This is a genomic window from Paenibacillus sp. CF095, from assembly GCF_900101225.1.
Classification (GTDB): Bacteria; Bacillota; Bacilli; order Paenibacillales; family Paenibacillaceae; genus Paenibacillus.
Genome location: NZ_FMZN01000001.1, coordinates 2,266,759 through 2,278,722 on the forward strand (window position 1 = coordinate 2,266,759; position 11,964 = coordinate 2,278,722).

Sequence of the window (11,964 nt, forward strand, 5' to 3'; positions counted from 1 at the left end):
TTAACCTTTGGTTGCCCCGCCCATGCTGAAGCCCTTGGACATGTAGCGCTGGGAGAAGATGTACAGCACAACCGAAGGCATCGTATAAAGTAGTGAGAATGCAGCCAATCTGCCGTATTCAACCATGCCGTGGCTGCCGAAGAATTGATAGATCGTGACCGATGCCGGAAGTTTCTCCGGTGTCTGGAGCAGGATATATGGCACGAAGAAGTTGCCCCAACTTCCCGAAAAGGTAAATATCGCTATCGTTGCAATACCGGGCAACATCAATGGCGCTACAATTCGTCTCAATCCGTTCCATACGGACGCACCGTCAATCCATGCCGATTCTTCCAGATCAATCGGCACCGAATCCATGAAGTTTTTCATCATCCAGATGCCGTACGGAAGTGAGGATGCCGTCAGGAACAGCATCGTGGCAATGATGCTATTTTGCATTTTGAAGAACAGAAACATCTGAAATACCGGAACCATCACGGCAGTAATCGGAAGAGCTGTCATGAACAGAATGGATAACAAGAAGCTTTTTTTGAATCTCATTTCGTAACGGGATAAAGGATACGCAGCAAGCACCGATACCAGAACAACCAATATCGCTTGCCCTCCCGACAGAATAAGGCCTACACCGAATGAACGAAGATTGCTCGAATCCCCAAGTACATCCTTGAAATTTTGAATGGTCCAGGTACTGGGCATTTTGATGCCCTGCTGCGCGTTCGGGTCAAATGAAGCCAGAATGATCCAGAGCAGCGGCAATAAAAAACAGAGCCCTAGAAAAACTAAAATCCCGTACTGGATTTTGCGTTGAAGCCCATGTTTGACCATAGGGATCGAACCTCCTTCATGGTTACACTTTCACTTTCATGGATCGCATGTAGAACAGGCTGGCGATAATACCAATGAACAACAGAACCAACGAGATGGCTGTGCCGTATCCAAACTGATAGTTCACAAAGGCCTGGTTATACATGAAAATCGGTAAGGTTTGTGTTGAAGTACCCGGGCCACCACCGGTCATCGTATAGATCAGCGTGAACACACCCAGTGTCTGTAGTGTAACCAACATCATGTTGGTCACGATGGACCCTTTTACCATTGGAATCGTAATGTGTCTGACAATCTGGAACCCAGTGGCACTGTCAATAATCGCAGCTTCTTCAACTTCCTTCGGGATATCATCCAGTGCCGACTGATAGACCATCATCGAAAAGGCCGTTCCGTGCCAGATATTTGCGATAATGACACTCACCATAGGGAAACTGAACAACCAGGAGACTGGATTTGCCCCAAACCAGCCGAGGATCTGATTCAATGAACCATTGTCACTGAAAAAAGCCACCATACAGAATGCCACGACAATCTCGGGTGTCACCCAACCGGCAATGACGATGATGCCGATGACCCGACGGAACGTCACATTTTTCTCCTTCATTAGAAGAGCCAGAATGAAACCAAGCAATACCTGACCAATCACTGCGGAGAAGATGAGAAAGACCAGCGTGCGCCAGACACTAATGCGAAAGTCAGGATCATGGAACATATTAATGAAATTCTGGAATCCAACAAACTCCAAACTCTTGGCTGCCGCCCCGGTCAAAGCCATGTTCGTAAAGGCAAAGCAGATCGTCAGAATGATGGGAACAATGAAAAACACAAGTAATAACAGTACGGAAGGCATGAGAAACAGAAATGAACCTGGTGCTTTCCTTTTCATAAGTCACTCTCCATTCGAACCGGAAAAAGGGGAGATTGTGCCTCCCCCTCCGAATATATCGATATCCTTATTTCTCTTCGATGCTGTCCGCGCCAAGGGAACGGGATACGTTGTCCTTCAATTGCGTAATTCCCTGTTCCGGCGTCAGCTTGCCAGAGGCAATACTCTCAACAATGCTTTGCAATTGTGCGGATACCGCTGCATATTGATCGTTCGCTGGACGGAAGTGGGCCACATTCAAGAGTTCCTGTGCTTCTTTGGTATATGGACGATCCGTATAACCTTCAACTTCAGTGGAATCATTACGCGGACTGAGGCTGCCTTCCGCTACAACACGAGCAGTCGCATTTTCCTTATTCATCAGGAACTCGATAAATTTCCAAGCCTCTTCCTTGTTCTTCGCTTGTGCAGGAACAGACCAAGCCCACCCTCCGGACATCGTAGTTGCTCCAGGCTCTTCCCCATTTTGTGTTGGGAATGGTGCAAAGCCTATTTTCTCTTCGACGTTGGCAATTGGAGCAGCACCGTTCTCGGCCCATGTCGAACCTGCCCAGCTACCATCTACAGCCATCGCCAGTTTGTCTTGTGGGAACTGTTGCTGGAATGCAATACTGCCAGCTTGTCCATTCAAGGCTACCTGCATGGTCGGACCTGTTTTATCCGTGTTAAACACTTGATCTATGAATTTGAAAGAATCCAGAAGGCCCGGGCTGTTAACTACCCATTTCTTGGTGGTGTCGTCGTACAGCGTATCCGCCGTACCATAGAGCAGCATTTCCAGTGTTTGCATGGTGACACCTTCACCGTTTGCTTTGCCCACGATCATATTAAGCGGTGTCACACCTGGCAGTTTTTGCTTGATGGTACGTGCTGCTTCGAGTACTTCTGCCCAGCTTGCAGGTTTGAATGGAACTTCCAGACCAGCCTGTTGAAACAGTTCCTTGTTGTACCAGATTCCGCGTGTATCCGAGGTAGCCGGAACGCCATACACTTTGCCGTCTTCTCCGGTAACCCCCGCCTTCAGGTTGTCGATGATATGTTCTTTCCAATCGGGCCATCCCTGAACCTGTGTATCCAGCGGCTCCAGATATCCGGCAGCAGCATCGGATTTGATGATGGATGTATCTTCGGCAATGACATCTGGCGCCGTGTCAGGCGATTTCATCTGCAAAACCATTTTGGACGTATAATCACCCTCACTTGCCAATACAGGCGCGATGTTGATTTTGATATCCGGATTTTCTTTCTCGAATTGATCCACCAAACCTGATTGGAAGAACTTCGTAAGTGTATCTTCCGATCCTGAAGAACGGAACGATACGGTTACTTCCTTCTTGCCATCACTGGTTGTGCCTGTACTTGAACTTCCGCCTGAACAGGCTGTAGTTAGAATGAGCAAGGATGTCATAACTGCTGCTACCGGTATTTTCAATGATATTTTTCTCATGATTCGCTCTCCTCTTGTCGGAATTCAACGAACTCCGAACGTTATGATGTACTCGCAGGTTCTCTCTTGCTTTCCTATCTATTTCTGTACGAGGAAGCCGCAATAATCCATAATTAGCTCACTAAAGAGCATGTTGGACCATGAAAACCATGGACGTGTATATTCATGTGGATTGTTGGCCGAAAAGCCTTCATGGGTCAGTCCGGTATCCGCATCCGTCTTATGGATAAGCTGAAGCAATCGTAGTTTTTCATTGCGATCCTCTGTAGTTAGCCCCTGCATCGATAAAGCGATATGCCAGATGTACCCTTCCGGTGTATGCGGACTACCGATTCCCGCTGCTGCTGTTCCCTCATAAAAATATGGGTTGTGCGAGGAAAGAATGAAACGGCGTGTATTCTGATACACCTCGTCGTTCTCCTCCACATATCCGAGATAAGGCAAAGACAGCAGACTTGGCACATTGGCATCATCCATCAGATTGTGATTGCCTTTCCCATCCGTTTCGTACGCATATATGGTTCCATATTCCGGATGTTCAACGGTGCCATAATCCTGAATACCTTTGTTGATCTGTTCCTCCAACTGCTGAGCAGTCGCTGCCAGCGTTTCATCCTCGAACACCGCTTCAGCAATTTCCTGAAGATATCGAAGCGCCACAACAGCGAACATATTGGATGGAATCAGATAACCATATTCACAACGATCGTCGCTGGGACGGAATCCCGACCAGGTCATGCCTGTGTAGGCTGTTTCAGTACCTCGTCCCTCTCGGGTGAGCGTATCGGTTTCGGGAGCATCCAGACGTTGGAACGTGTAGGGTGATTTCGTCTCATGATGCTGTTCCACTTGCCATAACTGCATGATGATCTGGGCTGCTTTACGGAACGTATCATTGAATTGAGTTGTTCTTCCCGTGTTCTTCCATAAGAGATAACTGAGCTGAATCGGATAAGCCAGTGAGTCGATCTCATACTTCCGTTCCCAGATCCAATCATTCATCTGCGTCAGGTCTTCCTGATGTCCTTTTCCACTCTCCGTCTCATTAAAAGCGTTTGCATAAGGGTCCAGGAGAATATAATTCAGTTGACGTTCAACCAGTCCAGCGATCATGTCGGCGATATCTTCATCCTCTGAAGCGAGAACCAGATAAGGTCTGACCTGAGCAGCAGAATCACGTAACCACATGGCAGGGATATCTCCTGTAATCACAAAAGTTGTTCCATCTTCTTTGCGCTGAATTGTGGTCGCCATCGTATTGGTAAAACAGTTTTTGAACATTTGGTTAAGTTCCGGATGGTCCGGCATACGTTTGTTAACCTGATCAACCATGTCGTATATCGAGGGGGAAATTTCTTGATTATTTCTGGGTGTCAGCATGTTGTCCTCCTTATGTAATCCAGTTTGTTAACCGCTTTCATCATCCTAAAACGAATATAATGTTATGTCAATATATTTATTTGTATATTAGCATGTTATTCTCATTTCGTCGCACTAAATAGTATACCAATTAAGTTAATGTTCCCCTTTTTTATCCACAACAAAAAGAGACCTCGTTTCCACGAAGTCCCTCTTTGAACACAATGATTATAAAGCCGCTAAAACTAACCCTTTTGTTTCACCATACTTGTTGATTTACCCTTCACCAAGCGGGCAGGCAAAACAACTCTGTTCACTGCCATTTCGTTGTTCTGCATACTTTGAAGCACCATCTCGAATGCTTGTTTCCCCATATCAAACTGGCTTTGTCGCATGTGTGTTACACGGCTTCCTTCGGCAGCGTTTGGACTGTCAAAACAAATGATGGACATATCTTCCGGGATCTTCAGACCAAGCTGATCGGCCGCCTGTTCTGCAAGTAAAGCAATATGGTACTCCGCAGCAAAGAGTGCAGTAATCTGGGGGTATTTCTGTAAATGTTCCACCAGTGTCTCCACATCACGGACCTCGACTTGAGGATCAAACACACTTGGCAGTGTCGAAAGAAAAGATTCTAACCACAGTTCCCTGTTCACCAGCACTCCTTGATCATGATGAGCCTCAATGATGCCTTCAATTCGTTCTTCAATCGGTGTCGTGTTCGCCGGAGGCTGTGTCAGAAAAGCGATATGTCGGTGACCGAGATCGAACAAATAATTCATCCCTTCTCGCGCCGCGCCTACGTTATCCGTACTTACAGATGAAGCCGGAATACCTTTGAGGTAACGGTCAATCAGGACAAACGGGAATTTGTTAACAACCAGTTTAAGAATTTCATCGCTGAAATATTCACCCTGTGCCGGGAAGATAATCAATCCATCCACTCCCAGTTCCAGCAGTTCCTGAATACTCTGTTCCTCCTGCTCGGGAATCCCGAAGGATCGTCTAAGTACAAGAAAACAATCATGCTCTCGCGAAGCTTCTTCCATACCATACAACAGTTCTGTACCGTACATATCACTGAAGTTAGTAATGACCAGACCAATGAGCAGCTTCTTCTCCGGATCTTTAACCGCAGCACGCGGAGCAGGTCTGTTAGGTCTTTCTTGCAACACATCTGCCGTGTCGGCTACAAAAGAACCTCGTCCCGGCTGACGAACAATTAATTGTTCACTCGCCAGCATCTCAAGCGCTTTTTTAGTTGTAATCCGGCTAACTCCGAATTCATCACATAATTCCTTCTCCGAAGGAACACGTTCACCCACTTGATATTGATGAAGCTGTATCCGTTCGCGCAAGGATTCAAAAATCTGTTCATACATCGGCTTGGATGCCGAATCTTTCCCCAATACAAGCACCTCCATAAATACCCATACTTCTCATGTTCTACATCCTAATATATCATGTTATATCATTAATGTGAAGAAAGGAGACAACTCACCTGCTGTCATGTGAGAGCAAAAGAAAAAGCATCCCAATGGATGCTTCATTTTCTAAAGTTCATTATTAAATTTATTTGGCGTAGATATCCCATTTAAAAATTCATTCATTTCTTTCTCCAACTCTACAGTACTTGTATTTTCAAATATTCTCACTTGTGTTCTCATCGTTCATCTCCCTAACCATCTAATAATGACTTAAGGGATATTATACGTCTTTGATGCATTTAGGTCGCATATCAAACTTCGCTGTGTATCAGGGATAAATGATTTGATAGCCGAGTAATCTTAGGCGTCAGATATGAATTGATACAAAAAGAAGCCGATAAACGCTGATACCTCGGCTTATCGGCTTCTTGCTTAGATGGTCAAAACGTAGTTATCATCCATTTCACACTTTGCATAATTAAGGTTGCAGACCCTCAGCAGACGGTGGATCTACTTCTGTTTCAGTCTCTTCAGGGCTCAAATCTGGTTCTGGAACGGATTGTTCTTGTGCTGCGCTGACGAACAATCGTCCAGCTGCTTCAGCCTCTACTTTGTTGCCTGCTGCATCCTGAGCTCGAATCACAATGACTCCAGCATCCAGAACAAGGGATGAAGGTGTTGTGTACGTACCTGTGTAACGACCAGGTTCAGTCTCCACCAATGGAATCTCTCCTGCCCCTTGGGCATTCAGATTCAAAGGAAGCTGAATCCGGAAAGAGGCTTGCAGACCAGGTTTACTGTCAAATGAAACGGTAACACTCTCTCCTGATGTGATTCGAACATCCTCAGCCGGAGTAATATTCGTAAGTTCTGGCAACGCCGTTTCCACATAGACGGTGCGTGTTACGGTTGTTTTGTTACCAGCGATATCGGTTGCTGTAATGGTAATTGTGTTCTCGCCTTCATTGACCAATACACGGTGACTGAAACTTCTGTCTTTACCCACTTGTACGGTTTGTCCGTTAACGGTTACCTTATCGAGGAATTGTTCCACGACATTACCCGTTACGTGAACAACTTCTGCATTGATGCGATCCCCCTGAGCTGGCGTAAGAATCGTCAATTGTGGTTTTGTCTGATCCAGAATAATGACAACGGGGAGTGAACGGTCGGTCGTTTTTCCGTCCACCACTGCCTCCGCAGTAATCGCATTAATGCCAGAACGGAGTTTCACACCGTATGAGAACTTCCCATTTGCCACCGTTGTGGTGCCAGCTAGATCCTTGCCGTTGTAGATCTTGATTTGAGCTCCAGATGCTGGAGACGTTCCCGACACAGTGAAAGTCGATTGATTCGTATACGTGTTTGCAGGTACTGTGAGCACAGGTGCATTTACCGGATATCTCACGACTGCTCGAATCATGTAGTTGCCTTCTTCTGCAGGTGCAGTGCTCCAGGCCCCACCTACACGCTGCCAGCTTCGACCTGCATTCGTACCATTCTCATCGGTAGCCAATCCCGGAGCACCAGTTCCGGCTACACTCTGTACATACACGATATAGAAATCACCCGTTACGATCACTGGTTCCGGGAATTCAACGGATGTCCATTGATCGTTACGAAGTGCAGTACCATCGAATGGTCCAGCCAGCTGTCGTCCCGGAGCTCCACCGGCACCTGATGCATCATAGACGGCATATTGGAACGCTGTACCTCCTGGTACGGGCCATTCGGTGTTCCAGAAACGGAACGATGCACCCGTAAGCTGTGCAGTTTCCAGCTCAGGTGTCATTCGAACCGCCCAAGCATTATCCGCAGCTACAAAAGCTCTTGCATTTTCTGCTGTTCCATCATCATAAGCAATTTCCCCAGGGAAACCGATGAATGGTTTCAAGGCAACATTTGCCTCAGCCGTACCATTACCAGGGACAGTCACAGTAACCGTTTTACTGTAATAATCAGCAGCCCGGATGGACAGGGTATAGCTTCCTTCCAATACCTGAATAACAAAGCTGCCATCTGAACCTGTGCGAACTTCACCTACCTTGGCATCTTCCACCACGAGAACGGAAGCATCAGCCAGTGGTTGTCCTGTCCGCTCATCTGTTACAACACCTTCAATCTGTCCATGCGGGATTGCCTCCAGATTAAAGTTGGCTTTGGCTCCACTGCCATCGGTGATCGTTACCTGCTGAGTTCGAGGATAATATCCATATGCCTCCGCTTTTAACGTGTAATCACCTGCAACGTGTGTGAAGCTATACTTGCCTGTAGCTGAATCTGTCTTCACCGAACGTCCGGTTTCCAGTACGGTAACCGTTGCACTTGCAGGCAGGCTTTGTGGATTAACCGAACCTGTTCCTGGTTTTTCAACTTCCGGTTGTTGCTGTTTCGTTTTGTTGAATTCCGCTTTGTCTGTCCGCGAAATTTTGTACCATGGATTATCATAGGACGGTTTCGGTTTGTCACTGTTAAGCACAACCGCACTGTCCTCCGTTACCGTCTCCGCAGCAACACCCAGTACACGGAAATCATCAATGAACCAGCCTGTCTTCACAACACTGTTGTCTGAGGTCAGACGGAACCGGAATTGAACTTCATTACCGGTAAGTGCATCCAGATCATAAAATACGGGTGTCCATTGTTTACCGTTTGTACTATGTGAGAATTTGCCCAGTTCTGACCATGTGGTTCCACCATCCTTGGTGACTTCCACATACCCATAGTCGTATCCGCTCTCAATCTCGTACCAATGATTAAACGTGAGTGTTCCTTCGGATACATCCGTCAAATCAATAACCGGAGATACGAGTGAATAGTTGGAGCCATTCTCGTACGTATTGTCTAGATCGGTCGCCCAGACATTCGGTGGAGAAACCGCGCTGGCAGGTCCCGTTACCGGAATGCCGCGTTCCCACTCATCTTTGGTTCCTGAATGAGTCCAACCATTATCATCACTACCATCGAAATGATCGATGTAGATATCTTGTGGCACTTCTACTGTAATGGAGACCTCGTTCGATTTGTCACTTTCATTGCCACTATAATCAAGTGCGGCAACGGTATAGTAATACGTCGAATCTGTCACCGTAGCCGTATCTGTAAACGTTGTTCCTGTTGCAGTTCCAATGGATTCATAACCTGTACCTGCGGTTGTGGAGCGATATACCACATAGGATTCGAGATCCTCATCGCTCGGACCAGTCCAGCTCAAGGCTACATTACCAAGAATATCGGCCGTCGCAGACAATCCGGCAGGAGCGCCCGGAGCAATCTCATCCAGTTCTTCTACAGCGAAATCATCAATGTACCAGCCAGCCTTTTGCACTGAATTATCACTCGTCAGATTGAACTTGATGAACACCTGCTGTCCCGCGTATTCGCGAAGATCCACATATTGTGTCTTCCAATTGCCACCTGTACCCGTGAAGGTTAACAGCTCTTCGAACACATAATCGCTATCCTCGGAAGCGATGTATACCTTGCCGAAGTCGATGTTATTCTCCAGGTCATACCAGTGCTTGAAGGATAATAACGCACCTTCTGGACTCTCGGTTAGATCAATAGGCGGCGCAAGCAGATATGCATTGCTATTCGCCACATAAGTTCCTTGCAGATTGGTTGCAATCACCTTGTCACCGGAGTATGCACTTCCAGGACCACTGCTTGGTGCTCCCCATACCCAGGTACTTCCGGTTCCGCCAGTCGTGAAGCCCAGCTGATCTTCTTCAAAATCCTGAAGATATCCTGGCTGAACACCATTAGAGACAGCCACTTTATATACCTGACTTTCGAATCCGTTGTTGCCGTAATCATTCACGCGGATATAATACTCCACACCTTGCGGTTCAATAAGAAAAGCAGGGATTGTCGCTGTATACGTCCCATCTTTGTTATCTCCAGCAATTCGATTCATCGGCAGATAGACGTACTGGTTGGTACCTGTCGTTTTGGCAAAAGCCTCGACGGAGACTACCGCGACGTTATCTGTCACATGAGCGGTTAATGGTATATCAATGCCTGTAAAGGCTGAATTGACAGGGGTATGTGCCAGGACTGGCTCTTCCAGATCATCTCCGGCTGTAACCACTCTGCCGGATACCGTGCCGATTCCTTCGAGTACAGAACCCACAGCATCAAGGGCATTAATAATGCCGTGACCGTAGCCGTTATTAGGAGATGTCGGATACTGACTATCCGTTCTCGGCGTGGCTGTATCTGTAATGATCTGCTCCAGCTGATCCACTGTAAGGGAATGATTGGCCTGAAGCAGCAGTGCAGCAAGCGCAGTTGTATGTGGGCCTGCCATAGACGTTCCGTTCCAGCCTCCCTCATATACACCGCCCGGAACTGCTGAACGGATATTCACACCAGGGGCAGATACTTCCGGTTTGATCTCATCATACGGGGATGGACCCAGCAGGGAGAACGAAGCCAGATTTCCGTTGATATCGGTTGCTCCTGTAGCAAAACTTTCAGGATAGTTGGCCGGGTTAGCAACAGAACCAGGTCCGCCAGGGTTACCCAGTCTCACATTTCCTGCGGAGAATTCCGGGAAAATCTGAGCATCTCGCCAGGCTTGCACCATCGGTCGGAACCATTCATCCAGTCCTGCGCCTCCGCCCCACGAGTTGTTTACCACATCCGGTGCAAGTTCAGGATGCAGATTGCCTTCCGCATCGACTGGAGCGATCAACCACTGTCCGCCATCCAGAATAATGGCATCCGTTGTTTCCGGATTGAATATCCGTACACCAATCCATTTCGCACCGGGAGCAACCCCGATCTGATTGGTGCCATCTGCTTCAGAGCCAACCATCGTACCCATCGTGTGAGTACCATGTCCGTCTTCGTCCGCAGGGAGGGAAGCATTACTGTGCGGATCATACCAGCTCAGTTCGGGATCAACAATATTGCCCGAAGCATCCAGTCCCCGCCATTTGCTGCGAAGTGCCGGGTGGGTATAATCCACACCACTGTCCAGATTAGCAACAACAATCCCTGTTCCATCGATGCCCCGATCCCACACGGCTGGCGCATTGATGTAATCCAGGTTCCATTCCACGTTTTCAGTCGCAAGCTTGTCCTTGGCAGCAGGCTCCTTGTCTTTGACTCCGACTGAAGAGTCTTTAGCTGGCGTTTGGACAGCATCTTTGCCTGATGCCGCATTCGCCGGTTCTTTACTCACTTCGGCTTTCTGTAAGTATCGTGTCTCATTCGGTAGAATCTTCTCCACCTCAGGCAGCAGCGCAATCTGTTCCATGACTTCTTTGGTACTCGTTACTGCCAATGAATTGACAATAAAATAGCTTTTATATTCTTTGACCTTACCCAGGTCAACTTCCTTTTCCAGATAAGTTTCCAATGGATATTGTGTACGCGAGGCTGTTTCTCGCAGAGAGCTGACGACCGAATTACGAACGGACAGCTTTGTGGCTGAAGCCGTTTGTTTGGCGATGGTCGCCTTTTCCAGGGCCTGTTTGGAGACTGCTGCTGTATCCACCTGTTCCTTCATTTTCACCAGATAGGTAACATATTCACTACCTTCGAATTCTTTGGTCAATTTGGCGTTTACTTTGGACTCCGTAACTTTGGCAAGTCCAGATTTCATATCCAATTTGGATGATGTGGAGTTTTCAGCTGAAACCGGATGAATGATCGAAAATGCAAGGAGAAGCGAGAGCCCCATGGAGATGGGCTTGCGTAACCGATTAATCTTTATCAAACTTTTCCACTCCTTTTACCCGGTTTTTTAATTTAGTCTGGTACATATGCCCTTCTCTGCAGAATAAAACGGTAAAATAACCTTTATTGCGGACGAAATAGATGCCCTGGATTTCACATAAAGCCTCACCTCCTTTACAGGTCTGGTTAGGGATCAATATGAGTCAGAAGAGATAACAGATCAGTCTATGTTTTTTTACTTGGAAGTTTAGGAGATTGAATGAATCGGATTAAACCATGTGAGTGAATAGTTTGGGTGTTTGAATAATGCAATGAGAGTGAATGTCGATAAG

6 protein-coding genes are annotated in these 11,964 nt (G+C 47.1%); all 6 read right to left on the minus strand.

Annotation, left to right across the window (positions count from 1 at the left end):
- Positions 1 to 825 carry a carbohydrate ABC transporter permease gene (locus BLS69_RS09835; RefSeq protein ID WP_076211825.1) on the minus strand — a complete coding sequence of 275 codons (825 nt, stop codon included), beginning with the start codon at positions 823 to 825 and terminating at the stop codon, positions 1 to 3.
- Positions 826 to 847: 22 nt separating this feature from the next.
- Positions 848 to 1,714, minus strand: coding sequence for a carbohydrate ABC transporter permease (locus tag BLS69_RS09840; protein ID WP_036608294.1), 867 nt, complete (start codon positions 1,712 to 1,714; stop codon positions 848 to 850).
- A gap of 67 nt (positions 1,715 to 1,781) precedes the next feature.
- Positions 1,782 to 3,161, minus strand: a complete 1,380-nt coding sequence (locus BLS69_RS09845) for an extracellular solute-binding protein (RefSeq protein ID WP_091030914.1) — start codon at positions 3,159 to 3,161, stop codon at positions 1,782 to 1,784.
- A 78-nt stretch (positions 3,162 to 3,239) separates the two neighbouring features.
- Positions 3,240 to 4,541 carry a glycoside hydrolase family 125 protein gene (locus tag BLS69_RS09850; protein ID WP_091030917.1) on the minus strand — a complete coding sequence of 434 codons (1,302 nt, stop codon included), beginning with the start codon at positions 4,539 to 4,541 and terminating at the stop codon, positions 3,240 to 3,242.
- Positions 4,542 to 4,765: 224 nt separating this feature from the next.
- Positions 4,766 to 5,938, minus strand: coding sequence for a GntR family transcriptional regulator (locus tag BLS69_RS09855; RefSeq protein WP_339312842.1), 1,173 nt, complete (start codon positions 5,936 to 5,938; stop codon positions 4,766 to 4,768).
- 487 nt (positions 5,939 to 6,425) lie between these two features.
- Positions 6,426 to 11,672, minus strand: a complete 5,247-nt coding sequence (locus BLS69_RS09860) for a S8 family peptidase (protein ID WP_091030921.1) — start codon at positions 11,670 to 11,672, stop codon at positions 6,426 to 6,428.
- Positions 11,673 to 11,964: the final 292 nt, after the last annotated feature.